The sequence below is a fragment of the Achromobacter sp. MYb9 genome, assembly GCF_002975275.1.
Taxonomy (GTDB): domain Bacteria; phylum Pseudomonadota; class Gammaproteobacteria; order Burkholderiales; family Burkholderiaceae_B; genus Achromobacter.
Map to the genome: position 1 here is coordinate 14,518 of NZ_PCOQ01000029.1, position 24,963 is coordinate 39,480.

A 24,963-nucleotide genomic window follows, 5' to 3' on the forward strand; every position below is an offset into this window, starting at 1 on the left:
CATTTCATGCAAGCAATCCCAAGCGGCCTGGCCGCGCTGGCTGCGGCGGCGGCCCTGACCGTGGTGGCGCCGCAATCGGCGCGCGCCGACATCCGCATCGGCTTCACGGGCGTGCTGTCCGGACCGCAAGCGGCGCTGGGCCAGGACCAGTACGACGGACTGATGCTGGGCATCGAGCAGTTGGGCGGCAGCCTGGGCGGGCAAAAGGCGGTGGTGATCCGCGACGACGATCAGCTCAAGCCCGACGTGGGCGCGCAGATCGTGCAGAAATTCATCGAAAAGGACAAGGTCGACGTGATGGTCGGGCTGGGCTTTTCGAATGTGCTGATGGCCGAGCTGCGGCGCATCAAGGAGTCCGGCGTGGTGGCGCTGTCCACCAATGCGGGTCCGGCGCCGATCGCCGGCCGCATGTGTCTGCCAAATCTGTTCGTGCTGGGCTGGCAGAACGACAGCATGTCGGAGGCCATGGGCAAGTATGTGAAAGACCAGGGCTACAAGCGCGCGTACCTGATGTCGGCGAATTACCAGGCGGGCAAAGACAAGCTGGCGGGCTTCAAGCGTTTCTACGGCGCGTCGCCGGCCGACGAGGTCTATACGCAGCTGGGGCAACTGGACTATTCGGCCGAGATCTCGCGCATGCAGTCGGCCGGCCCCGATGCGCTGTTCGCCTTCTATACCGGTGGCGTGGGCGTGAACTTCGTGCGCCAGCTGCGCCAGGCCGGGTTGATGGAAAAGCTGCCGTTCTTTTCGGAAAGCCTGATCGATTCCAACACCCTGACCGCGTTGAAGGAGCAGGCCGTGGGCGCCATCTACGGTACGCCGTGGGCCACCACGCTGGACAACCCGCAGAACCGCAAATTCGTCGAGTCCTTCAAGGCCAGGTACGGCCGCCTGCCGTCGGAGTATGCCGTGGGCGGCTACGACGCGGCCTACCTGCTGGATGCGGCGGTGCGCGCGCAGGGCGGAAAAGTGGGCGACAGCAAATCGCTGGCGGCCGCCGTGAAGGCGGCGGGCGCCACGTTTCCATCGGTGCGCGGCAAGTTCCGCTTCAACACCAACAACATGCCGGTACAGAACCTGTATGCCTACCAGGTGGTGAAGGAGGGCGACGGCATCGGCCTGAAACAGCTTGCCACGGTGTTGACGGATCATCAGGACGCCTACGTGGCGGACTGCCCGCTGAAGTGAAGGGCCCGCGGCCCTCGGGAGACGTCCGATGAATGGATCGTTGCTGTTGTCGCAATTGCTGAATGGCCTGCAACTGGGTGCGTTGCTGTTCCTGATGTCGTCGGGGCTGACCCTGATCTTCGGCATCATGAATTTCATCAACCTGGCGCACGGTTCCCTATACATGATCGGCGCCTTCCTGGGGGCCACGGCCTATAACGCCAGCGGCTCGTTCGCGTTCTCGATCCTGGCCGCCGTGGCGGGAAGCGCGTTCGTCGGCGTGGTGCTTGAACGGCTGATCGCGCGGCCGCTGTACCGGCACGACCATCTGTACCAGGTGCTGGCCACGTTCGGGTTGATGATGTTCTTCAATGAGCTGGCTTCGGTCATCTGGGGCAGCCGGCCGTACTACGCCGCGATCCCGCAGGGGCTGGAGGGCGCCGTCAGCCTGTTCGGCAGCGATTATCCGGTGTACCGGCTGATGATCATCGGCATCGGCGCGCTGGTGGCCGTGGGGGCGTGGTTTCTGATTCAGCGCACGCGCTTCGGCATGCTGATCCGCGCCGGGGCCAGCAACGCGCCCATCGCCAGCGTGCTGGGCGCCAATGTCGATCTGTTGAAAACGCTGCTGTTTCTGCTGGGGTCGGTGCTGGCCGGCGTGGCGGGCGCGCTGGCGGGGCCGATCCTGTCGGTGCAGTCGGGCATGGGCGAACCGGTGTTGATCCTGGCGTTGGTGGTGATCGTGGTGGGCGGCATCGGTTCGGTGCGCGGCACGCTGATCGCCGCGTTGCTGATTGCGATGATCGACACGCTGGGACGCGCCTTCCTGCCGGACCTGCTGCGCGCCGTGTTCGACGCGCCGGTCGCCAATGCGGTCGGGCCGGCGCTGGCGTCGATGCTGATCTACGTACTCATGGCCGTGGTGCTGGCGGTCCGCCCGCAAGGCCTGGTCTTTTCGGCGCGCCGCTAAGCTGCGCGCCACTGCACAGGGGCAATCGATCATGCAAGAACCTATTGGCCGGCGCTGGGCGCTGCCGCTGCTGTTTCTGGTCCTGGCCGCCGTTCCGTTCGTGGCGCAGTGGCTGGGCGAACCCTTTTACGTGACGCTGGGCGCACGCATCCTGATCTACGCGCTGGCGGCGCTGGCGCTGAACCTGGTGCTGGGCTTTGCCGGCCTGGTGAGCTTCGGCCACGCCATGTTCCTGGGCCTGGGCTGTTACGCGGTGGGCATCCTGAGCTTCTACGGCATCGGCAATGGCTGGGTGCAGTTGGCCGTTTGCATCGGGGTCTGCGCGCTGGTCGCCCTGGTGGTCGGGACGGTGTGCCTGCGTACTTCGGGCATCGGTTTCATCATGATCACGCTGGCCTTTGCGCAGATGTTCTATTTCCTGGCGGTCAGCCTGCGCGAGTACGGCGGCGACGACGGACTGAACATCTATGAGGCCAGCGCATTCGGTCTGTTCGACCTGGACGGCAGCCAGCCCGTGTATTGGGCGGCCTGGGCGCTGCTGCTGGCGGCCAGCCTGGCGATGCTGCGATTGCGGCGATCGCCTTTCGGCATGATCCTGCGGGCCACGCACGCCAATCCGCGGCGGGTCGACGCGCTGGGCTATTCGGTGTTCGGCGTGCGGCTGGCGGCCTATGTGGCCTCGGGCGTGCTGACGGGCATCGCGGGCCTGCTGCTGGCCAACCTGACCGCGTTCGCGTCGCCCAGCTACATGTCGTGGCCGGTGTCCGGCGAACTGATCGTCATGGTGGTGATCGGAGGCCTGGGCAATGTACTGGGCCCGATCTTCGGCGCGGTGGCGTACCTGCTGCTGGAAGAGGCCTTCAAGAGCGTGACCCAGCATTGGATGCTGCTGATGGGGCCGGTGGTGGTGGTGATCGCGATGCTGGCCCGGGGCGGTTACGGCCGGTCGCTGGCGTGGCTGCGGCCGCGGCGCCGCGCGCAGCCAGCGCTGGTCATGGAAGCCCAGGCCCCGGCCCAGATCAAGATCCACGAGGCCTCGGTATGACGACCGCCGCGATGAGCGCGCCGGCCGCGCTGGCCACTCGGGATCTGGTCCGCCGCTTCGGCGGGCTGGCCGCCACGGATGGCGTGTCGCTGGATGTCGCGCCAGGCGAGCTGCATGCGTTGATCGGCCCCAACGGCGCCGGCAAGACCACGCTGATCAACCTGCTGTCCGGCGAACTGCGGCCCGACGGCGGGTCGGTCAGCCTGGGCGCGGCGGATGTCTCGCGGGCGACCGTCCAGGAACGCGTCGCGTTGGGCATGCTGCGCTCGTATCAGGTGACCTCGGTCTTCGATAGCTACACGGTGCTGGAGAACGCCTGTCTGGCGGCGCTGCGCAAGCGCCGGCGCGGGCTGTCGGCCTGGACCGCGCTACGCGACTGCGCCGACGTGGTGGAGGCCGCGCGCGAAGCCCTGCGCGCCTGCCAGCTGGACGCCGTGGCGGAGTCGCCGGTGGAAAGCCTGGCCTACGGGCAGCGGCGCCAGCTGGAGATCGCCATGGCGCTGGCGGGCCAGCCGTCCGTCTTGCTGCTGGATGAGCCGATGGCAGGCATGAGCGCGGCCGAAAGCGCGGGGGTCATCGCCTTGCTGCAAAGCCTGAAGGGCCGCTACACGATCGTGCTGGTGGAACACGACATGAACGCCGTCTTCGCGCTGGCCGACCGCATCAGCGTGCTGGTCTACGGCAAGGTCATCGCGACCGGCACCGCCGACGCGATCCGCAACCACCCCGACGTGCGCCGCGCCTATCTGGGCGACGACGCCGACGCTTGAAGGAGAGCCGCGATGTTGACGATACGCGGATTGACGGCGGGCTACGGCCACTGCCAGGCGCTGTTCGGCGTGGACCTGGACGTCGGGCAAGGCGAAGTGGTGGGCCTGATCGGCCGCAATGGCATGGGCCGCAGCACGGTCATCAAATGCCTGTTTGGCCTGCTGCCCGCCAGCCAGGGCAGCATTCAGTACGGCGACCGGTCGTTGCGCGGCATGGCGCCGTACCGGATCGGGCGGCTGGGCTTGTCGCTGGTGCCGGAAGGGCGCCAGATCTTTCCCACGCTTACCGTCGAAGAGAATCTGGTGGCCACCGCCAGCGGCCGGGGGCGTGCGCCGGCCTGGACGCTGTCCCGCGTCTACGCGCTGTTTCCCCGGTTGCAGGAACGGCGCACCAATCTGGGCACCCAGCTGTCGGGCGGCGAACAGCAGATGCTGGCGCTGGGACGCGCGCTGATGACCAACCCCAGCCTGCTGGTGCTGGACGAAGCCACCGAAGGCCTGGCGCCCGTCGTGCGGGCCGAGATCTGGCGCGTGCTGGCGCAACTGAAAGCCGAAGGGCTGTCGATGATCGTGGTGGACAAGAACACCACGGCGCTGCTGCGCCTGTCCGACCGGAACGTCATTCTGGACAAAGGCGCCACGGCGTGGCGCGGCAGTTCGGCGGAATTGTCCGCGCGGCCCGATCTGGTGGCCGCTTATGTGGGAGTCTGAAATGAAACTGCGGGACAAGGTGGCGCTGGTGACCGGCGCGGCGGGCGGCATCGGGCTGGCGATTGCGCGGCGGTTCGTGGCCGAGGGCGCCTACGTGCTGCTGGCCGACCGCAAAACCGCCGAACTGACGGCGGCCGCGCGCGCCCTGGGTGAACGCGCGGCGGCAAGCGTGGCCGACGTGACCGATCCGGCCGCGGCCCAGGCGCTGGCGGACGATTGCGTGACGCGCTGGGGCGGCCTGGACATCTGCGTCTGCAATGCCGGCGTCATCCGCGCGGCGGATTTCCTGGACCTGACGCTTGAAGACCTGGATGCCGTCATGAACGTCAATGTGCGCGGCACCTTCCTGGTGGCCCAGGCCGCGGCGCGTGCGATGGTGGCGGGCGGCCGGCGCAATGGCGCGATCGTGACGCTGTCGTCGATGACTGCAGAGCTGGCCATGCCGGACCAATTGGCGTACGGGGCCAGCAAGGGCGCTGTCCGGCAGATGACGAAATCGATGGCCTTGTCGCTGGCGCCCCACGGCATTCGGGTGAACGCCATCGGGCCCGGCAGCATCGACACCGAGATCCTGGCAACGATCACCAGCGACCCCGTCGCCCGGCGCACCGTCTTGTCCCGGATTCCGATGCAGCGCCTGGGGCAGACGGACGAAGTGGCGAAGGTGGCCGTGTTCCTGGCGGGCGACGACGCCAGCTACGTCACCGGGCAGACGGTGTACGTCGACGGGGGGCGGCTGGCGCTGAACTATACGGTCGCCGTGCCGGATTAACCGCCGCGAATCCCGCCCAGCATTGCTGCGTGAAGGCGTACAGCGCGTCTTGCGCCGTCAGGGGCGTCCGCCCCGCCAGGCGCGCCAGCACGTAGTGGCCCTGTCGCTGCCGGTCGGGCGGAATCGGCACTTCCACCAGTTTGCCGGCGGCCTGTTCATGGCGGGTGACGCAGATTACGCCCAGCAGCAGCGTGTCGGTATGCAACGCCAGGTCCACCAGCGGGTCCAGGTTCTCGCAGCGCGTCGTCACCATCGATTCCGGCGCGCCGCCCGGGCCCAACGTTTCGGCCAACCGCAGCGAGACCTCGGGGCTGAGGGTGCTGGATGCCACCGGATACTGGCGGATCTGTTCGATGCCGACTCGCTTGTGCGCCAGAATGGGATGGCCCTTGCGGCACACCATGCCGGCGCGCAACGGCGCGAGCGGACGCGTGTCGATATCGGTCGCGTCGTACAGCATGCGCGCGTCGCAGACCATCGCGTCGATGTGTTCGCCGCGCAGCATCTCGAGCAGCGCCGCGGTCGCGCCCAGTTCGATCCCCACGCGCACCTGGGGATGATTGGCCGCCATGTGGGTCAGGAAAGGCGACAGCAGCAGGGACGCCGGCGTGAAGCGCATGAAATCTATGAAATAAATGCATTGGAATTATAGTTTGGCGCTTCGTATCATGGTCCGTAGACGGTGCCCGCAAGAGGCGCCGCGCCCCGCGCCCGGGACTTGCAACGCGGCGCGGTCCATAGAAACGGAGACAGATTCACATGAAGCAGCATTTGTTGTCGGCCGCCATCCTGGCGGTCTGCGCCGGCGCGGGCGTCGCCCACGCCCAACCCCAACCCCAACCCCAACCCGCCTCGGCCGCACCTGCCCGCGAAGAGGTCCGCGCACCGCGCGCGGCCAGCGGACAGGTCACGATCCGGCGCGACGAATACGGCATGCCCCACGTTTATGCCGGTACCGTGTACGGCCTCTTTTACGGGTATGGGTACGCCGTCGCGCAGGACCGCCTGTTCCAGATGGAGATGGCGCGCCGCAGTACCCAGGGCCGGGTGGCCGAAGTGCTGGGCGAAAAGATGGTGGCATTCGACAAGTCGATCCGAGGCAATTTCTCGCCTGAACGCATCCAGCGCCAGCTGGCCGCGCTGCCGGCCTCCGAACGCCAGATCCTGGACGGCTACGCAGCGGGTATGAATGCCTGGATCGCGCAGATACGCGACAGGCCGGGCAGCCTGATGCCTAAGGAATTCAACGACTTGCAATTCCAGCCGTCCGACTGGACGCCCTACGATGTGGCGATGGTCTTCGTGGGCACCATGGCTAACCGGTTTTCGGACGCCAACAGCGAGGTCGATAACCTGGCGCTGCTGACCGCGCTGAAGGACAAGCATGGCGACGCGCGCGCCATGCAGATATTCAACCAGTTGCGCTGGATGACCGACAGCCGGGCGCCCACGACGGTGCCCGAGGAAGAGGGCGTGTACCCGCCCGGCACGGACGCTGCGGCGCGCGGCCCCGCAAAACTGTCCTACGCGTTGCCGCGCTATGACGGCACGCCGCCGATGCTGGAACGCGTGGCGCGCGACCCGCAAACGCGCGGCGTGCTGGACGAGGCGCCTGCCGATGCCCGGGCGCGCGTGCTGGCGCAGTTCGCGGAATCGGGCCAGCCCGGTATCGCCGGCTTTCCCACCACCAGCAACATGTGGATCGTGGGCCGCGACCACGCCAAGGACGCGCGCTCGATCCTCTTGAATGGCCCGCAGTTCGGCTGGTGGAATCCCGCCTACACCTATGGCATCGGCCTGCATGGCGCGGGTTTCGATGTGGTGGGCAATACGCCCTTTGCCTATCCCAGTATCTTGTTCGGCCACAACGCGCACGTCACCTGGGGTTCGACGGCGGGCTTTGGCGACGACGTGGACATCTATGCCGAAAAGCTCGATCCGGCCGACCGCACGCGGTACTTTCACAATGGCGAGTGGAAGACGATGGAAAAGCGCACCGAGCTGATTGCGGTCAAGGGCGGTGAGCCGGTCCTGATGGACGTCTACCGCACCGTGCACGGCATTGTCACCAAGTTCGACGACACGCAGCATGTGGCCTATGCCAAGGCACGCGCCTGGGAGGGCTACGAACTGCAATCGCTGGTGGCCTGGACGCACAAGACGCAATCGCGCAACTGGGACCAATGGAAGCAGCAGGCCGCGCGCCATGCGCTGACCATCAACTGGTATTACGCCGATGACCGCGGCAACATCGGCTACGCACACACGGGCTTCTATCCCAAGCGCAGGCCGGGGCACGATCCACGCCTGCCCGTGCCTGGTACGGGGGAAATGGACTGGGACGGCATGCTGCCGTTCGCGACCAATCCGCAGGTGTACAACCCGCGCCAGGGCTTCATCGCCAACTGGAACAACCAGCCCATGCGCGGCTATCCTTCCACCGACCTGTTCGCGATCGTCTGGGGCCAGGCCGACCGCTACGCCGAGATCGAGACGCGCCTGAAAGCCATGACCGCCAACGGCGGAAAAGTCAGCCCGCAACAGATGTGGGACCTGATCCGCACCACCAGCTATGCCGACGTCAATCGCCGCCATTTCCTGCCGTTCCTGCAGCAGGCGGTAGCGGGGCTGCCCGCGGATGATCCCCGGGCGAAGCTGGTCGCGGGCCTGCAATCGTGGGACGGGATGGGCACCAGCGACAAGCGGCCGGGGTTCTATGACAATGCCGGCCCGGCGGTGATGGACGCATGGCTGCGCGCCATGCTGAAGGCGACGCTGGCCGACGAGATGCCGGCCGACTTCTTCAAGTGGTACAGCGCCACGGGCTACCCTACGCCGGCCGCGCCCGCGACCGGCTCGGTCAACCTGACCGTCGGCGTCAAGGTGCTGTTCAATGCGCTGGCTGGCCCAAGCGCCGGGGTGCCACAGCAATACGACTTCTTCAATGGGCGCCGCCCGCAAGCCGTCAGCCTGGCCGCCCTGGACGAGGCCGTGGCCGTGTTGCAGAAGGCGTATGGTCCGGACCCCGCCGCGTGGCGCATCCCCGCGCCGCCGATGGTGTTCGCGCCCAAGAACTTCCTGGGCGTGCCGCAGGCGGACGGCAAGGCGGTGCTGAGTTATCCGGCCACCCAGAACCGCGGCACCGAAAACAACATGACGGTGTTCGACGGCCAGGGCGTGCGTGCCGTGGACGTGGTCGCGCCGGGACAAAGCGGTTTCGTCGCCCCGGACGGCACGCCGTCCGTCCACGCCGGGGACCAGTTCGACCTGTACAACCGTTTCGGCAACAAGCGCGTCTGGTTCACCGACGCAGAGGTACGCGCCAACGCTAAGTCGGTAGAGACGTTGCGCTATTGACCGCGTAGCCGCCCTGGTGGCTGGCCAGGCGCGCGTAGGCCCCTTGCTTTCTCAGCAACTGGTCATGCGTGCCGGCCTCCGCCAAGGTGCCGCGATCCAGCACCAGGATCAGGTCGGCGTCGCGAATCGTGGACAGCCGGTGCGCGATCACGAGCGTGGTGCGATGGCGCATGAGGGTGTCCAGCGCGCCGCGTACCTGCATCTCGGATAAGGTGTCCAGATGCGAGGTGGCCTCGTCCAGGATCAGGACCGGCGCATTCTTCAGGAAGGCCCGGGCGATCGAGATGCGCTGGCGTTGCCCGCCCGACAACTGCACGCCGCGTTCGCCGACGGGGGTGGCCAGGCCTTCGGGCAGCGCGCGCACGAAGTCCGTCAGGGCCGCCTGGTCCAGCGCGCGGGCCAGGTCGTCGGGCGTGGCTTCGGGACGCGCCAGCCGGATATTGCCTTCCAGTGTGTCGTTGAACAGATAGGTGTCCTGGGTGACCAGCGCCACGCGTTCGCGCAGGCCGTCCAATTGCAGTTGGCGCACGTCGACGCCGTCCAGCCTCACGACGCCCTGGCGCGGGTCCCAGAAGCGCAGCAGCAGGCTGGCAACCGTGCTCTTGCCCGCGCCGGACGCGCCCACCACCGCGACCGTGGCGCCGGCGGGCGCCTTGAAGCTCAGGTCTTTCAGCGTATCTTCCTGCTTGCCCGGATAGGCGAAGCTGACATGTTCGAACGCCAGTGACAGGCCGTGCGTCGCCACCGGCGGCGCCAGCGGACCGTCGGTGACGGGTTCCGGTTCGTTGGCGACCACGTGCAGGCGGCGGGTGGCGGCGATGGTGTCGGCCAGTTGCCGGCTGACCTGCGAGATTTCCGAGACGGGCAGGAAGGTCGCCAGCGCGACCAGCACCAGCAGGGGCAGCATGCTGGCCGACAACGTGCCGGCCGACACCTGCAATGCGCCGACGACAGCCACCGCCAGGCCGCCCAGTCCCATCGCCACTTCGAACCATGCGGTCTGACGGGACAGGTCGCGCAGGATATCCAGGCGGCGGATGCGGTAGTGGTCGGCGACTTTCAGGAACTGGTCGCGCCGGCGGCCCGTGGCCTGGAACGCCGTCAGGTCGGCCAGGCCCTGGATGGTGTCGGTGGTGTGGGCGCTCATTTCGCCCAGGGCGTGGCGGGCCTTGTCGCCCAGCGCGTCGATGTGGCGGCGGCCGCGCACCGGCGATACCAGGGCATAGGCCAGGAAGGGCAGCAGCGCCAACGCCACCGGCCAGCTGTATACGCCCAGGAAACCCAGCACCGACAGCGGCACCAGCACCGACACGATGGCGGGTGCGATGGTGTGCGCATAGAAATACTCGACCATCTCGACGTCTTGCGTCGCCAGTGCCACCAGGTCGCCGGACCGGCGTTGCAGCAGGTAGGCGGGCGCCAGGCGTTCCAGCTTGTCGTAAAGCTTGACCCGCATGTCGGCCAGCAGCTGGTATGCCATGGCATGCGCCAGCCACGATTCCAGCCAGTGGAACAGCGCGGCCAGCGGCGCGGCGATCAATAGCCCGACGATCAGCCCGGAAGTCTCTCGGCCGTCGCGGATGGCGGCCACGATCAATGCGCTGAACACGCCCACGCCGATGAACGCCGCCACGCGGGCCACGCCCAGCAGGATGGTTGCGGCGAGCGTGCCGCGCCAGGGCCGCACCACCGACAGCAGCGTGCCCAGCGTGGCGCGCCAGCCGACGTGCTCCGCATCTTCGTCCAGCGAGCGCAGGGCGGGGCCTTGCTTGTCGTCCAGGTTGGCGTCGGGCGCGTCCGCCGGTTGCGCGGCGGAAATCGGGTTGCCCGCGGCGGACGGCAAGCCGGCCGACGGGTTCAGGTGCGCGGCCGCCTGCTCGTGCATCAGGCGGTAGTACAGCCCGCGTTGCGCCATGAGCTCGGCATGCGGGCCCGCTTCCACGACGCGGCCCTGGTCCAGCACCAGGCTGCGGTCGGCGCCGATCACGCTGGCCAGGCGATGGGCCAGGATCAGCGTGGTGCGGCCCGCCATCAGGCGGTCCAGCGCCTGCTGGATCAGGGCTTCGTTTTCGGTGTCCACCGACGACAGCGCTTCGTCCAGGATCAGGATGGGCGCGTCGCGCAGCAGCGCGCGGGCGATCGCCACGCGCTGGCGCTGGCCGCCCGACAGTTGCAGGCCGCGTTCGCCAATGCGGGTGGCGTAGCCGTCTGGCAGCGCCATGATGAAGTCGTCGATATTGGCGGCGCGGGCCGCCGCGCGCACCTGTTCATGGGTGGCGTCGGGGCGCCCCAGACGCAGGTTGTCGTCGATGGTGCCGTGAAACAGCGTGATGTCCTGGCTGACCAGCGCGATGTGCGACAGGAGCGTCTGCGTGTCCAGCGTGTTCACATCATGGCCGCCGACGCGGATGCTGCCCGACTGAGGCACGCCTTCGCGCAGCAGCAAGCGCACGATGGTGGACTTGCCCGCGCCGCTGGGGCCGACGATGCCCACGCGTTCACCGGCCGCAATGCGAAACGCCAGCCCTTGGTGGGCGGGGCGCTCAGGCGTGTACGAGAACGCCACATCGTCGAATTCGATGGTGGGCGCCAGCCGGGCGGGCGCGGCGCTTGCGGCGCCGGTGTCCGGCACCGGCGTCAACGGCTTCGCATCCATCAGCGCGTGGATGCTGACGGCGGCGGATTGGCCCAGCATGCCGCGGTGCAAGACCGACCGCAGGTCGCGCAAGGGGCGGAAGATCTCCGTGCCCGCCATCAGCACGATCAGCAGGGCTTCGACGCTCATGTCGCCGGCAGCGACGCGCCAGGCGCCCAGCGTCAGGGCCAGCGCCGCGCCCAACGCCACGCCCAGGTCGCTGATGCCACGCGTCAGCAGGCTGACCGACAGCACCCAGAAGGTGTTGTCCGACAGGCTGCGCGCGCGTGCGGCCAGACGCTGGCCCCAGGCCTTGCCCTGGCCATACGACTTCAGGGTAGGCAAGCCTTGCACCGCGTCCAGGAAGTCTTCGCCAAAGGCATTCAGCGCGCGGGTGCGCGCCTGGCTGGCGCGGCGGTCCAGCATGTGGACCGCCATCGGGCCGAACAGGGCGAACAGCGCCGCGGCCAGGAAGACCAGCGCGGTGGGCACGTCCCAGAACGCGATCACGGCAAAGATGGCAAAGGGCGCGGCCGCCGCGATGGCGACTTGCGGCAGGTACTGGCCGAAGAACGTCTGCAGCTGTTCGACGCCGTCCACCACCGTCAGCATGACGCCGCCCGTGCGTTGGTTGGCGAACCAGGCCGGTCCCAGGGCAACGATGCGGTCGTAGAGTTTGCCGCGCAGCGTCTGTTGAATCGCGGCCGATGTGCGGTTGGCCTGCACCGTGCGCCAGTGGTCGAACCCGGCGCGCAGCAGCACCATCGCGCCCACGCACAAGGCGGGCGCGATCCAGTCCTGCCAGGGCGCGCCGTCGAACACGCGCGCCAGCAATTGGCCCAGGAACACGTAGCGGGCGATGCCGGCCGCCAGCGCCAGCAGGCCCAGGAAGATCCCGCCGGCCATGCTGGCGCGCAGGCCCGCGGTCAGTTGCCACAATCGAGAGTCGAAATACATATCAATGCTCCATCCAGAGCCTGCATGGTCACTGATCCGATGCGCGCGCGAAAGCGATAGTTTTTCAATCATGGGTTGAGATAAACTCAACTCATGGCCGACCTTCCCACCCACACGCCGCCGCTCGCTGCCTTGCGCGCCTTTGAAGCCGTTGCCCGGCTGGGCAGCCTGAGCCGCGCCGCCGCGGAACTGCACGTCACCAAGAGCGCCGTCAGCCACCAGTTGCGCGCGTTGGAAACCGACTTGGGCGTGCCGTTGCTGCGGCGCGGGGGCACCGTGCGCCGCGCCGAAACCACCGAAGCGGGCGCCGATTTGCTGGCTTCCGTACAACAGGCCTTGACCCTTCTGGATACCGCCTGCCGCCACGCGCGGGCCACGGCGCGTGACCGCCGGCGCTATACGCTGAACGTATCGGCCAATCCGTCGCTGGCCGCCTTGTGGCTGGCGCCGCGCATCGGCCGCTTCATCGCGCTGCACCCCGACATCGGCGTCCAGGTTTACCTGCACGCCAGCCAGGACCCCGCCTGGAAGACGCAAGACATCGACCTGGCGTTCCTGCACGTGCGGGCCCAGGGGCCGCATCTGGCCGAACCGGGCGACATACCGCTCATGACCGAAACCGTCGTGCCGGTATGCAGCCCCGCGCTGATCGCCGAAGCCGACCGCAACGATCCCCGCGTCTTCCTGCGCCATCGCTGGCTGGAAGAGAAGCACATCGACAGCCCCGAAACTGATTGGCGCACGTGGAGCCAACGGCTGGGCCTGGCCGATTCCGACCGGCAGGCCCCGATGGTGTTGAGCGGGCTGAGCACCATCGTCGCGGCCGCCGCCGCCGGGGTCGGCATCGCGCTGGGCCGCGCGCCGCTGATCGACGAAGATCTGGCCAATGGCCGGTTGGTGCCGCTGATGCCCCAGCTGCGCATGCCCGGCTCATGGGGCTACGTGATGCGCTTGCAAGCCAACCGGCCGATGGACGCCTCGCTGCCGGCGCTGGTGGAATTCCTGGCCGAAGAAGGGCGCAGCATGGGCGTGTGGCAGGACGTGACGCCCCTGACTGCCGATCCGATATCGAGGGTGCCGTGAACAGAATGTCGTGCCACACGAGCCTGGGCCGCGCCGTATCGCTGTTTTGCCTGCTGGGGCTGGCGGGCGCCGCGTGGGCGCAGACGCCGAGCCAGGACCCGGGTCTGACCCTGGCGGACGCCTTGGCCGACTGGGACGCCCATGGCCGCGCGGCAGGGCTGGCGCGGCCGGATACGCCGTGCCAGGATTTTCTGCTGGCGATGGGGCAAAAGCCTGATTACGTCGAGTACCTGGGCTGCGAGCGTGGAGACGACATGCAGATGAAGCCCTTGACCGCCAGCTACCGCGTAAGTGGCGCGGCGGCGGCGCGCATGGAGGCCCATCTGCACAAGGTATTCGGCATGCCGCCGCTGGCGTTCGTCTGTTGCGGATGGGGCTCACCCCCGTATTCCACGCGCTACCCGTCGGACGGTCCCACGGTGATGGTTGGCATGGGCGTCGAGACGCCCAGCTATGTCCGGGAGCAATGGCAGAAGATCCCGTACTTCAACATCACCGTCGCCGTATTCCGCGAGCTGCCGTAGGATCCGTGTCGCGCGGGGAGGGCGGCTGCGCCCTATACGGCCAGTTCCATGCTGCGCGTGACTTCTTCCTGCACGCGTTCCCAGATGGACCGCTTCAGTTCCACGAAGCGCGGCGACAACTGCACGTCGGCGCTGCGCGGGTGCGGCAGGTCGTTGTGGATGTCTTGCACGATCCGGCCGGGTTTGGAGCCCATCACCGCCATGCGGGTGGACAGCGTCAGCGCCTCGTCGATCGAATGCGTGATGAAGACAATCGTCTTGCCGCTTTGCTCATAGATGGACAGCAGCTGGTCCTGAAGTACCTGCCGCGTCATCGCGTCCAGCGCCGCGAACGGCTCGTCGAACAGCATCACGTCCGGGTCGTTGGCCAGCACCCGCGCAATCGATACGCGTTGCTTCATGCCGCCGGATAGCGCGTGCGGATATTTGTCGGCCGCCGCTTTCAACCCCACCATTTCGATGTACTTGCGGGCAATGGGCGCGCGTTCCTGCTTGGACAGGCCGCGCATCTTCAGGCCGAATTCCACGTTTTCCTGCACGGTGCGCCACGGAAACAGCGCGTACTGCTGGAACACCATGCCGCAGGCGGCGGTCACGTCGGTGACAAGACGGCCGTTGATGGCGACGGTGCCGGTGTTGGGCGTGATGAAGCCCGCCATCAGGTTCAGCAAAGTGGACTTGCCGCAGCCGGACGCGCCCAGCAGCACCAGGAATTCGCCCCGCTTGACCTCCAGGTCGACGCTGTCCAGAACCGGCACGTCGCCATAGGATTTCGAGACGCCTTTCAGCTGGATCATCGTGTCGTTCATCGTTGCCATGCCAGCACCCATCGTTCAAGAAGCCGCAAACACAGATCGGTCACCAGCACGGTGAAGCTGATCAGCACCATGCCAAGCACCACGGTGTCGGTCTGGAAAAACTCCTTGCCGTTCATGATCATGAACCCAAGGCCTTCCTTGGACGCCACCAGTTCCGCTGAAATCACACAGGTCCAGGACAGGCCCAGGATGATCTTCATGCCCGACAGAATCTGCGGCAGGCAGCCCGGAAACAGCACTTCGCGCATCACCTGCCAGCGGTTGGCGCCCAGGTTGCGTGCCGCCCGCACCAGCACCGGGTCGATGCTGCGCGACGCTTCCATCACGTATAGCAGCGCCGGCACGAACGACCCCATGAACACGATGCTGTATTTCTGCGTTTCGGTGATGCCGAACCACAGCAGCGACAGCGGGATCCAGCTCATGGAAGGCAACGGCCGCAGGAACGAGATGATGGGGTCGAACACCGCGCGCGCCACTTTTGAGGTGCCCAGCAAGATGCCCAGCGGAATGGCGACGATGACCGCGGCCAGAAAACCCACCATCACGCGTCGGGTCGAGGCCAGCACGTTGTAGAACAGGGTGCCCTGGTCGGATAGCGACAAGGCCCGCGCCAGGACCTGGGACGGCGCGGGCAGGAAAATGGGATCGACCGCGCCGGCGCGGCACAAGCCTTCCCACAGCAACAGGAAACCAAGAAGCGAAAGCGCGCTGACCCAGATCAGCCGAGTTTCCCTTGAAGACGAACGCGAGGACATAGGCGAACGTCCCGCTTACAGGTACGAGGCCTGGACCCAGTCCTTGACCTGGGGCGCCTTGTCGATCTGCTTGAGCGTCACCAGCATCTCGGCCAGTTGCTGCATGCCGGCGACGAAATTGCCCGGGTCCACCATCAGGCCCCTCTGGTCGGCGGCGGAATACCACTGCGTCTGCTTGATGACGGCCAGTTGGTCATCCTTCGACAGGCCGGTCAGTTCCAGCAGTACGCCGGCGGCCTCTTCGGGTTGCGCGGTGAGCATGGCGTTGGCCTGGAAGACGGCGTGCAGGAATTTCTTCACGGCCTCCGGGTTTTCGCGCCCCAGCTTGGCATGCGTCAGCAACACGTCCGGCCCGGGCGTGATGGCGTACTGCTTGTAGAGCGAGAACGCAGTGTCGTCCAACAGCACGTGGGTGCCCGGCACGGCCTTGATGCGGTCGAACGCCGGCGTCCAGGCCACGGCCGCGTCAATCTGCTTGCCCTGATAGGCGGACAGCAGGTTGGTGGCGGGAAGATTGATGATGGAGACGTCGCGATCGGGGTTCAGCCCCGCCTGGCGCAGCACATCCAACAGCAGCACATGGGCGCTGGACGCGTAGGTCACGCCGATCTTCTTGCCCTTCAGATCCGCCACGGACTTCACGTCATCGCGCACCAGCACGCCTTCGGCACGACCGAAGTTGTTGGGCGTGGCGATCACCTGGAACTGGCGCGCGCCCGCGGCCATCAGCGCCAGCGAAGAGACGACGCCGGTGCCGGCCAAATCGATGTTGCCGGCCATCACGGCGCTCATGCGGTCCGACGACGTGGCGAAGCTCTGCCACTTGATGTCCAGGCCCTGCTTGGCGAACAGGCCCGTCTTCAAGGCGATGTAGGCCGAATAGTGGCCCAGCCAGGCCGACCCGCCATAGGTGTACGAGGCGTTGGCGGCGCGGCCGACCATGGGAAAGCCCAGGGCGCTGGCGCCCGCCAAAGCTGCGGTGCGCACCAGCATGGCGCGGCGAGTCATGTTCATATTTTTCCCCTACTGAATGTAGTTTGACCGATAGATATCATGTCGCCGGCACGCTGGGGCGCGGCAGGGCAGACTGTCACCCGGTAGCTGCGCGGCGGCGTGAATATAAGGAGCGGCGATGGTCAAAATTCGTCGTGCTTAAGCAATCCGCCAGGGCGGGCGGCATTTCATCGGCGGCTTTATTAAGTATTCGCGCTGCTTATATTGCGGCGGCAGGGAAAGGGCGGGTTCACACTCGCGCCACTTGTCCTTGGAGCCTTGTCCGTGAAAAGTTTTGACGTGATCGTGATTGGTGCCGGCGTGATCGGCAGCTCGGTAGCCTTCCATCTGGCCGAGCTGGGCGCAAAGAATGTGCTGGTGCTGGACCGGGCGACGATTGGCGCCGGCACGACGTCGCAATCGTCCGGCATTCTGCGCACCCATTATTCGGTGCGCGAGAACGTGGAGTTGGCCCAGCGGTCCTGGAACGTGTTCAACAATTTCGCCAGCTACGTGGGCGATGACGAGGCCTCTTGCGGCCTGGTCAAGTGCGGTTATCTGATCAGCGCGGCCGACAACGACAAGCTGGAGCCGTTGCGTGGCGCCCTTGCGCAGCAGCGCGCGCAGGGCATCGCGCTGGAACTGCTGACCGCCGCCCAGGCGCGTGAATTGCTGCCCATCGCTTCGTTCGACGACGCGGCGCTGATCGGCTTTGAGCCCGAGGCCGGCTTTGCCGACGCGTATCTGGTAGCCACCAGCTTTGCGCGCGGGGCGCGCCGCCGTGGCGTCACCATCCGCGAAAACGTCGACGTTCTTGGCCTGCGGGTCGAGGGCGGCCAGGTGGTGGGGGTGTCCACCTCGGAAGGCGACTACGCCAGTCCGCTGGTGATCAGCACGCAAAACATCTGGACGTCCGAGCTGGCTGCCTGGACCGGGGTGTCCATGCCCGTCGTGCCGGAACGCCACGCGGTGCTGGCGCTGGAATGCGCGGCCGCGCCCTACACCTATTCGATGCCGGTCTACAAGGACCTGGCGTCCCCCGGCATGCTGTATTGCCGCAGCTACGGCGGCAACCAGATGCTGGTCAGCGAGGGCATCGTGGGCGAGGCGCTGCAAAAGAGCGACGCCGAACAGGGCGACATCCCGCTGGACTACGTGGCGGAAGTCGGCGAGCAGGTGGCGGCGCGTTTCCCGGCCTATGAGACCGCCGGGCTGGCGTCGTCCTGGACCGGCGTGTACGACGTGACGCCGGACTGGAATCCCGTCTTGGGCCGCGTGCCTGGGGTGGCGGGCTTGATCGTGGGCTTCGGGTTTTCGGGCCATGGCTTCAAGTTGTCGCCCACCGTGGGCCGCGTGCTGGCGCAAGAGGCGTTGGGCCTGGCGACCGACGTGTCGCTCAAGCCTTACGACATCGGCCGTTTCGAAAGCGGTGCGTTGCTGACCGGGAAGTACGGCCTTGGCGCCGTCTCCTGAACGCGTGCGCATCGCGCAGGCGGACTGGTCGGGCTTGCCGCCCGAGCCGTGGAAGAACGGCGCGGGCGTCACCCGGACGCTGGCCGTGGATACGCAGCCGGTGCCGCGGTGGCGCGTCAGCATCGCGGATATCGATCGCGACGGCCCGTATTCCCGGTTCCCCGGACATGACCGCGTATCGGTCGTGCTGTCGGGGCAAGGCGTGACGCTGCAAGGCGACGGCAAGGAGATCCGCTTGCTGCCCGGCGTGCCGACGGCCTTTGCCGGCGACGTCGCGTTCCAGTCCCGCTTGCAGGACGGCCCCGTGCGGGTCTTGAACCTGTTCGTGCTGCGTGGCGCGGCCCAGGCCGCCGTGTCGGGTTTCGGTGGGGGGCCATCCGCGTCGCCCGTCTTGGTCGCCGGCTCGCTGGCGCGAGACGCCGGCCGGGCGCAGGCGTTCGGCTTCACCGTCGAGGCCGGCGACGGGCCGGATGCGGTGCAACTGGACTTGCGCGTGGCCGCCCCGCATGCCGCCTGACTGTTCCTGCCCCGCGTGCCGCTGGCACGGAGGCAGCCCAAGAATCCTTAATCCAGGAGTGTTCGCATGAAGGTACTAACCGCGGTCAAGCGCGTGGTGGACTACAACGTCAAGGTGCGCGTCAAGGCCGACCAGAGTGATGTGGACATCGGCAACGTCAAGATGTCGATGAACCCGTTCGATGAAATCGCCGTCGAAGCGGCCGTGCGCTTGAAAGAGCAGGGGGCGGCAGCGGAGGTGGTTGCCGTGACTTGCGGCGCGGCGGCGTCGCAGGAAACGCTGCGCACCGCCTTGGCGATTGGCGCCGACCGCGGCGTGCTGGTGCAGACCGACGCCTCGTTGCAGCCGCTGGCCGTGGCCAAGCTGCTGTGCGCCGTCGTGCAGCGGGAGCAGCCCGCGCTGGTGATCCTGGGCAAGCAGGCGATCGACGATGACGCCTGCCAGACCGGGCAAATGCTGGCGGCGCTGCTGGGGTGGCCGCAAGCCACCAACGCCAGCGCGATCGGTATCGACGGCGGCATGGCGCGCGTGACCCGGGAGGTGGACGGCGGCCTGGAAGTGCTGGAATTGGTGCTTCCCGCCATCATCACCGCCGACCTTCGCCTGAACGAGCCGCGCTATGTCACGTTGCCCAACATCATGAAAGCCAAGAAAAAGCCCGTGGACGTCCTGACGCCCGAAGCGCTGGGCGTGGACCCGGGGTCGCGCCTGGAAACGTTGCGCGTGGAAGAACCCGCCGCACGGGCGCCTGGCATCAAGGTGGCGGATGTGGCGGCGTTGATCGACAAACTCAAAAACGAAGCGAAGGTGATCTGATGACGGTCCTGGTTATTGCCGAACACGACAACCACGTGCTGGCCGGCGCAACGCGCAGCGCCATTGCCGCCGCCGCCAGACTGGGTGTGCCGATCCACGTGCTGGTGGCCGGCGCGGGGGCGCAAGCCGTGGCGGACGCCACGGCACGTACCGCAGGAGTTGAAAAAGTGCTGCTGGCGGACGCGCCGCATCTTGGCGACGGCCTGGCCGAGAACCTGGCCGCGCAGGCGCTGACGGTGGCGGGCGCGTATTCGCATCTGTTCCTGGCCGCGACCACGCAAGGCAAAAGCGTGGGGCCGCGCATTGCCGCCTTGCTGGACGTGGCGCAGGTGTCGGACGTGGTCGAGGTGTTGTCGGCCGATACGTTCAAGCGTCCCATCTATGCGGGCAACGCGATCGCGACGGTCAAAAGCGGCTATGCAGTTGTTGTGGCAACGATCCGCCCGACCGCTTTCGACGCGGCGCCCGCCGAGGGCGGCTGCGCGCAGGTGGACACGGTGGCGGCCGTGGCCGACAGCGGCCGGGCGCGCATCGTCAGTCGCGAGCTTGCGGTGTCCGAGCGTCCGGAACTGGGTGCGGCACGCGTGGTGGTGTCGGGCGGGCGCGGGTTGGGCAGCGCCGAAAACTTCAAGCTGCTGGACCCGTTGGCCCACAAGCTGGGCGCGGCATTGGGCGCGTCCCGTGCCGCCGTGGACGCCGGCTATGCGCCGAATGACTGGCAGGTGGGGCAGACCGGCAAAATCGTAGCGCCGGCGCTGTACGTGGCCGTCGGAATTTCGGGCGCCATCCAGCATCTGGCCGGCATGAAGGATTCCAAGACCATCGTCGCCATCAACAAGGACGGCGACGCGCCGATCTTCGGCGTGGCGGATTACGGCGTGGTCGGCGATCTGTTCGACGCGGTTCCCGCTTTTACGGCAGGGCTGTGACGCCGCGCTGATGTCGCTTCAAGGGCGCTTTCGTGCGCCCCATCAGCGCCTCGTCAACCGTCCCCGTCAACGCCCCATCAGCGCCGCATGCTGCGCCACAGCGTGGCGGGCGGCAGCCCCAGGGCCGGGGCGATGTCTTTCTGGATCAGGCGTTCCATCGCCATCAGGATCACGTCCCGGGCCTCGGTGGGCAGTTTGCCGACTTCCTGCTGCCGCGCCGCCAGATACAGCGTGCGCGACAGGCTGGGATCGTCGGCACGGGCCACGCCCAGGTAGGGCGCCAGCGGCAGAACGCGCAACTGGTCCACGAAATGGCGTGACTGCCAGATGCACAGCGGCGTGCTGATCGCGAAACCGATGCCCGCCGTAACCAGGCTAAGCAGCGGATCCGTATTGTCGAATTCAAAGGTGCGCTCGATCATCACGTCGTGCGATTCGATCAGGCGGTCGATCTCGGCGCCAATGAACGAACGGGCGCTGTAGCGGATGAACTGCATGCGCTTGCCCAATTCCTTCAGCGTATCGATCTTGTCCATGTCCATCGTGCGCGGCACGATCAGCACGTAGGGTTCGCTGAACAGGCTGACCTTTTTGATGGTGGGCTTGCCGGCCACGGCGCTGGTGGTGACCACCAGGTCCAGTTGCCGGTCTTCCAGCTGCTTGTCCAGCACGGGCGTGATGCCGGACCACAGGCGGATCTGGCGCGACGCGCCCGACAGGCCGTGGATCAGCGTGGGCCCCAAGGTGCCCGCGAAGGAATCCACGCAGCCAAAGCGCACGATGTTCCGTTTGGCCCGGCTCAGATTGCGCACGCTTTCGGTCATGTCGCCGGCCTGGGCCAGCAAACGCGCGGCATGGTCGAACAGGAGTTCACCGGCGGGCGTGGGCCGCGCCGGCCGCGTGCTGCGGTCCAGCAGTTCGGTCGACATCGCGCCTTCCAGCTGCTTGATCCGCTGCGACACGGCCGCCTGCGACAGGCCCAAGAGGCGCGCCGCGCCGGACACGGAGGCGGCTTCCACCACCGCCACCCAGGTCAGCAACAGGCTCCATTCCGGATAGTTTTCCGTCGTGCTGAACGAAAATCGGTTCATCGCCTGGCGTGTCCTGGGCGGGGGCGGCGGGTCAGCGCTGCCGCGCGGTGGTCTGCCGCAGGGCGGCTTGCACCATGCCTTCGACCACCGGGATGACCTTGCCGGCCAGGTCGGCGCGCCAGCCGTAGGGATGGGTTTCATCCATGTAGGTGGACTGGCACATTTCCAGTTGGATCGCGTGGATGTTGTCGGCCGGCGCGCCATAGTGGCGCGTGATGTAGCCGCCCTTGAAGCGGCCGTTGATCGCCCAGGTGTAGTCGGCGCAGGCGTCCAACTGTTGCTTGACCGCCGCCAGGATGTCCGGCGCGCAGGCTGCGCCGTCGGAGGTGCCGATGTTCAGGTCGGGCAGCTTGCCGTCGAACAGGCGCGGCAGCACGCTGGCGATGGAATGGGCTTCCCACAGCAGCACGGTGCCATGCTCGGCCTTGATGCGGTCCAGCTCTTCACGCAGCTGGGCGTGATAGGGATGCCAATAGGTCTGCAGGCGGTGCGCGCGTTCGGCATCCGTCAGCACGGCGTCGTTCTGGTAGAGCGCGTCGCCGCGGAACGTCTGGGTCGGGCACAGGCCGGTCTTGGTCTGGCCGGGGTACAGGCTTTCGTCGTTGGGCGGGCGGTTCAGGTCCACCACATAGCGGGAATAGCGCGCGCCAAGCACGGACGCGCCCAGCGCCTGGGCAAACTGGTACAGCGTGTCCAGATGCCAGTCGGTGTCGCCGGACTCCAGCCCCAGCGGCGTCATCTGCGCGCGTTGCGCGTCGGGGATCTGGCTGCCCAAGTGGGGGATGGAGATCAGCAGCGGGGCGGTGCCGCGGCTGAAATGAAAGATATCGCTCAAGGGAAAACTCCGGGTAACAAAGACGGTGCGCTGCGGGGCCAGCCGCAGTTGGCGGGCGCTTGTATGCTAGGCAGCGCGGCCCGCCGCGGTAATTGCATCAGTTTAATGGATGTTGATGATCGAGCTGCGTGATGCAAAGGGTTAGGGGCGCATCGGCTGGGCGTAGGGAGCCCAAGGCGGATCCGTGTTCCAGACGCCGGCGATCTCGTCGATCAGCACGCGAACCTTGGGCGACAGGTGCCGGCGGTGCGGATAGACGGCGCAGACCGGCGCGCCCGGCGGAGCCACGGATTCCAGCACCGGCATCAGGCGGCCCGCGCGCAGGTCGTCGGCGACAAGGAACGCGCCCAGTTGCGCGATCCCGTCGCCCGCCAGCGCGGCATCGCGCAGGGCTTCGGTATGCCCCAGCCGCAGGCGCCCGGTCATCGGCACCTGGCGCGCCAGGCCCTGGATGGCAAAACGCCACGGCACCCGTTGCCCCGCGTGGGTGTAGACCAGGGTGTGATGCTGATTCAACGCATCGGGCGTGGCCGGCGCGCCGTGGCGTTCCAGATATTCCGGCGCCGCGCAGGTGATCAGCCGGTGCGGCGCCAGCACGCGTCGCACCAGCCGGCTGTCCGATTCGCCGCCGATGCGGATCGCCACGTCGATGCCGTCGCGCACCAGATCGGTGTAGTCGTCCGAGAAGCTGACTTCTGCTTCCACGTCGGGCCAACGGCGCAGGTAGGCACGCAGCATCGGCATCAGATGCAAGCGGCCCAGCGACACGGGCAGGTCGATGCGCAGGCGGCCACGCGGGGCTTGCTTGCGGCTGGCCATCGCATCGGTGGCGTTGTCCACTTCGGACAGAATGCGCTGCGCGTGCTCGTAGAAGATCCGGCCGTCGTCGCTCAGGCTGACGCTGCGCGTGCTTCGATGCAGCAGCCGGGCGCCCAGGCCTTGCTCAAGCCGGGTAATGCACTTGCCGATGGCGGATCGCGACAGGCCCAGCTTGTCGGCGGCCGCCGTGAAGCTCTGCGCATCGGCCACGCGCACGAAAGCCAGCAGATCGCCGATGTGATCCAGACGGTGGGAAGAGGCGGGTTTATTGTCCACGAATTGTCCCTTGTGTTTCGCTTTTCGCCTACTTTATCAGCTGCTTGGAAACAGTAGACTGCGTAGGGGTCGGCCTGGCAACGGGCCTTTCCGGATCGCGCCGTCCTATGTCCCGCACCACGCCTTCACCCGCTCAAACCCTTCGTCAGCCGCCCGTCCGGACTTCTCGACGCGCCTGGCTTGGCGTCCTTGCCGCGGGCTTGGCCACGTTCAGCGTCGTCACCACCGAAATGTTGCCGGTGGGCTTGCTGGTGCCCATCACGCACGACCTGGATGTGTCGGTGGGCGAGGGCGGCCTGATGCTTTTCGTGCCCGCGACTCTGGCGGCGCTGTTTGCGCCGCTTGTCGTTGTCGGCGCGAAAGGCGCCGACCGCCGTTGGCTGCTTTGCGGCCTGCTGGCCGTGTTGACCGCCGCCAATCTGGCCAGCGCGCTGGCGCCGTCCATGCCCTGGTTCCTGGGGGCGCGGATGCTCGTGGGATTCTGCATCGGCGGCATCTGGGCCATTGCCGGCGGCCTGGCGGGCAGGATCGTCCCGCCGCAGGCGGTGGGGATGGCCACGGCCATCATCTTCGGCGGCGTGGCCGTGGCGTCCGTGCTGGGCGTGCCGCTGGGCGCCTTCATCGGCGACCTGGCGGGTTGGCGCGCCGCGTTCGGCGCGATGGCGGCGCTGTGCGCGGCCGTGCTGTTGCTGATCGGGCTGGCCTTGCCGCCCTTGCCGGCGGTGCGCAGCCTGTCCGCGCGCCAACTGGCCGGGCAGTTTTCGAATCCCGCCGTGCGCCTTGGCCTGCTGGTCACCGTGTTCCTCGTGGCCGGCCATTTCATGGCCTACACCTTCGTCCGGCCGCTGCTGCAATCGCACGCGGGCTTCAGCCAGTCGTGGATCGGCCCGCTGTTGTTCACCTATGGCGCGGCCGGAGTGGCCGGCAATTTCGTAGCGGGGGCGGCGGCCGCGCGCCAGCCGGGCCGCGTGTTGCTGATGATCGCGCTAGCCTTGCTGCTGACGTTGGCGTTGCTGGCCGGATTCGGGCATTTGCGGTTTGCCGGCGGCGTCTTGCTGGTGGCGTGGGGGCTGGCGTATGGCGGCGTGTCGGTATCGCTTCAGGCCTGGATGTTGCGGGCCGCGCCGGATGCCGTCGAGGCCGCCACGGCCCTGTTCGTGGCGATGTTCAATCTGGGTATCGCCGCCGGATCGTTGCTGGGCGTGCCCAGCGTGGATGCGCTGGGCTTGCGCGTGAACCTGTGGCTGGCCGCGGCATGCATGTTGTTGCCGGCGGGCGCGCTATGGGCGTGGCGGCAGCCCCGGCGAACGCCTGATGCCGGTTCGGCATGCCGGTAGCGCCGGCCATTTCAGGGAACCGGAAGATCTTCCCCGTGCCGACCGCTACCCGCTGATGTTCGCGACAACGTGCGCCGTCAAGCCGCCCGCGTCTCTCCTGGCCCTCGGTGTTTTCCCGAAGAGACGCGTTTTTTCATCTCTCAGTACTAACCATTAGCCTTTGCCCGCCGCCCCTGAGCGGCGGGCGGGGCAAAGCGCCCGCGTATAACCATGGGGAATAGCCCAAGCACCTGAAGGACTTTGACGCCATGGTGTCCCGATCCTAGTCTGCAGTCACGCCGTATCTCCGACTGCAAACTTCGAATGCCGC

General features: G+C 67.2%; 22 protein-coding genes. 14 read left to right on the top strand and 8 right to left on the bottom strand.

Annotation, left to right across the window (positions count from 1 at the left end):
- Positions 1-6: 6 nt before the first annotated feature.
- Genes CQ050_RS27150 through CQ050_RS27175 form a run of 6 tightly spaced genes read left to right on the top strand, consistent with a single transcriptional unit; the run spans position 7 to position 5,435 of the window.
- Complete coding sequence (locus CQ050_RS27150; protein WP_105559940.1) at positions 7-1,188, top strand: ABC transporter substrate-binding protein; 1,182 nt, start codon at positions 7-9, stop codon at positions 1,186-1,188.
- Between the two features lie 28 nt (positions 1,189-1,216).
- Positions 1,217-2,137: a branched-chain amino acid ABC transporter permease gene (locus tag CQ050_RS27155; RefSeq protein ID WP_105559941.1), complete on the top strand. Its 921-nt coding sequence runs from the start codon at positions 1,217-1,219 to the stop codon at positions 2,135-2,137.
- Between the two features lie 31 nt (positions 2,138-2,168).
- A complete protein-coding gene (locus CQ050_RS27160; protein WP_105559942.1) occupies positions 2,169-3,182 on the top strand; it encodes a branched-chain amino acid ABC transporter permease in 1,014 nt (337 codons plus the stop codon).
- Complete coding sequence (locus CQ050_RS27165; RefSeq protein ID WP_105559943.1) at positions 3,179-3,952, top strand: ABC transporter ATP-binding protein; 774 nt, start codon at positions 3,179-3,181, stop codon at positions 3,950-3,952. Before CQ050_RS27160 ends, CQ050_RS27165 begins: the two co-directional genes overlap by 4 nt.
- Before the next feature lie 12 nt (positions 3,953-3,964).
- Positions 3,965-4,663, top strand: a complete 699-nt coding sequence (locus CQ050_RS27170; protein WP_105559944.1) for an ABC transporter ATP-binding protein — start codon at positions 3,965-3,967, stop codon at positions 4,661-4,663.
- 1 nt (position 4,664) lies between these two features.
- The gene (locus CQ050_RS27175; RefSeq protein WP_105559945.1) at positions 4,665-5,435 is read left to right on the top strand and encodes an SDR family NAD(P)-dependent oxidoreductase; all 771 of its coding nucleotides are present in this window, start codon (positions 4,665-4,667) and stop codon (positions 5,433-5,435) included.
- Here the strand turns inward: CQ050_RS27175 and CQ050_RS27180 are convergent.
- Entirely contained in the window at positions 5,365-6,054 is a 690-nt protein-coding gene (locus tag CQ050_RS27180; protein ID WP_233214325.1) for a substrate-binding domain-containing protein, read from the bottom strand. The genes CQ050_RS27175 and CQ050_RS27180 overlap by 71 nt on opposite strands.
- Positions 6,055-6,194: 140 nt before the next feature.
- Here CQ050_RS27180 and CQ050_RS27185 point away from each other — a divergent pair, with 140 nt between their 5' ends.
- The gene (locus CQ050_RS27185) at positions 6,195-8,792 is read left to right on the top strand and encodes a penicillin G acylase (protein ID WP_105559946.1); all 2,598 of its coding nucleotides are present in this window, start codon (positions 6,195-6,197) and stop codon (positions 8,790-8,792) included.
- Here CQ050_RS27185 and CQ050_RS27190 read toward each other — a convergent pair.
- Positions 8,764-12,384 (bottom strand): ABC transporter ATP-binding protein, encoded by a 3,621-nt coding sequence (locus tag CQ050_RS27190; RefSeq protein WP_105559947.1) that lies wholly within the window; start codon positions 12,382-12,384, stop codon positions 8,764-8,766. The two genes, CQ050_RS27185 and CQ050_RS27190, sit on opposite strands and share 29 nt — an antisense overlap.
- A 93-nt stretch (positions 12,385-12,477) precedes the next feature.
- Between CQ050_RS27190 and CQ050_RS27195 the strand changes: the two genes are divergently transcribed.
- Together CQ050_RS27195 and CQ050_RS27200 are read left to right on the top strand one after the other, a co-directional pair.
- Positions 12,478-13,467 carry a LysR substrate-binding domain-containing protein gene (locus tag CQ050_RS27195; protein ID WP_105559948.1) on the top strand — a complete coding sequence of 330 codons (990 nt, stop codon included), beginning with the start codon at positions 12,478-12,480 and terminating at the stop codon, positions 13,465-13,467.
- 5 nt (positions 13,468-13,472) lie between these two features.
- Entirely contained in the window at positions 13,473-13,991 is a 519-nt protein-coding gene (locus CQ050_RS27200) for a DUF4952 domain-containing protein (RefSeq protein ID WP_105559949.1), read from the top strand.
- Between the two features lie 32 nt (positions 13,992-14,023).
- Here CQ050_RS27200 and CQ050_RS27205 read toward each other — a convergent pair whose 3' ends face one another.
- The 3 genes from CQ050_RS27205 to CQ050_RS27215 are packed head-to-tail and all read right to left on the bottom strand — an operon-like array spanning position 14,024 to position 16,581.
- The gene (locus CQ050_RS27205) at positions 14,024-14,809 is read right to left on the bottom strand and encodes an ABC transporter ATP-binding protein (RefSeq protein ID WP_199196945.1); all 786 of its coding nucleotides are present in this window, start codon (positions 14,807-14,809) and stop codon (positions 14,024-14,026) included.
- Complete coding sequence (locus CQ050_RS27210) at positions 14,797-15,567, bottom strand: ABC transporter permease (RefSeq protein ID WP_105559951.1); 771 nt, start codon at positions 15,565-15,567, stop codon at positions 14,797-14,799. Before CQ050_RS27210 ends, CQ050_RS27205 begins: the two co-directional genes overlap by 13 nt.
- Positions 15,568-15,582: 15 nt before the next feature.
- On the bottom strand, positions 15,583-16,581 hold the full coding sequence (locus CQ050_RS27215) for an aliphatic sulfonate ABC transporter substrate-binding protein (RefSeq protein ID WP_199196946.1): 999 nt from the start codon (positions 16,579-16,581) through the stop codon (positions 15,583-15,585).
- A 264-nt stretch (positions 16,582-16,845) separates the two neighbouring features.
- Here CQ050_RS27215 and CQ050_RS27220 point away from each other — a divergent pair, with 264 nt between their 5' ends.
- From CQ050_RS27220 to CQ050_RS27235, 4 genes are all read left to right on the top strand, one after another.
- Positions 16,846-18,033, top strand: coding sequence for an FAD-binding oxidoreductase (locus tag CQ050_RS27220; RefSeq protein WP_105559983.1), 1,188 nt, complete (start codon positions 16,846-16,848; stop codon positions 18,031-18,033).
- Positions 18,017-18,550 carry a HutD family protein gene (locus CQ050_RS27225; protein ID WP_233214326.1) on the top strand — a complete coding sequence of 178 codons (534 nt, stop codon included), beginning with the start codon at positions 18,017-18,019 and terminating at the stop codon, positions 18,548-18,550. Before CQ050_RS27220 ends, CQ050_RS27225 begins: the two co-directional genes overlap by 17 nt.
- Before the next feature lie 66 nt (positions 18,551-18,616).
- Positions 18,617-19,366 carry an electron transfer flavoprotein subunit beta/FixA family protein gene (locus tag CQ050_RS27230; protein ID WP_105559952.1) on the top strand — a complete coding sequence of 250 codons (750 nt, stop codon included), beginning with the start codon at positions 18,617-18,619 and terminating at the stop codon, positions 19,364-19,366.
- Positions 19,366-20,295, top strand: coding sequence for an electron transfer flavoprotein subunit alpha/FixB family protein (locus CQ050_RS27235; protein WP_105559953.1), 930 nt, complete (start codon positions 19,366-19,368; stop codon positions 20,293-20,295). Before CQ050_RS27230 ends, CQ050_RS27235 begins: the two co-directional genes overlap by 1 nt.
- A gap of 77 nt (positions 20,296-20,372) precedes the next feature.
- Here the strand turns inward: CQ050_RS27235 and CQ050_RS27240 are convergent, their stop codons facing one another.
- The 3 genes from CQ050_RS27240 to CQ050_RS27250 all read right to left on the bottom strand — a co-directional run bounded on the left by CQ050_RS27240 (position 20,373) and on the right by CQ050_RS27250 (position 23,316).
- A complete protein-coding gene (locus CQ050_RS27240) occupies positions 20,373-21,386 on the bottom strand; it encodes a LysR family transcriptional regulator (protein ID WP_105559954.1) in 1,014 nt (337 codons plus the stop codon).
- 31 nt (positions 21,387-21,417) lie between these two features.
- Positions 21,418-22,221, bottom strand: a complete 804-nt coding sequence (hutG, locus tag CQ050_RS27245; protein WP_105559955.1) for an N-formylglutamate deformylase — start codon at positions 22,219-22,221, stop codon at positions 21,418-21,420.
- 141 nt (positions 22,222-22,362) lie between these two features.
- Complete coding sequence (locus CQ050_RS27250) at positions 22,363-23,316, bottom strand: LysR family transcriptional regulator (protein WP_105559956.1); 954 nt, start codon at positions 23,314-23,316, stop codon at positions 22,363-22,365.
- A 200-nt stretch (positions 23,317-23,516) separates the two neighbouring features.
- Between CQ050_RS27250 and CQ050_RS27255 the strand changes: the two genes are divergently transcribed.
- Positions 23,517-24,653, top strand: a complete 1,137-nt coding sequence (locus CQ050_RS27255) for an MFS transporter (RefSeq protein ID WP_233214327.1) — start codon at positions 23,517-23,519, stop codon at positions 24,651-24,653.
- The last annotated feature ends 310 nt before the right edge of the window (positions 24,654-24,963 follow it).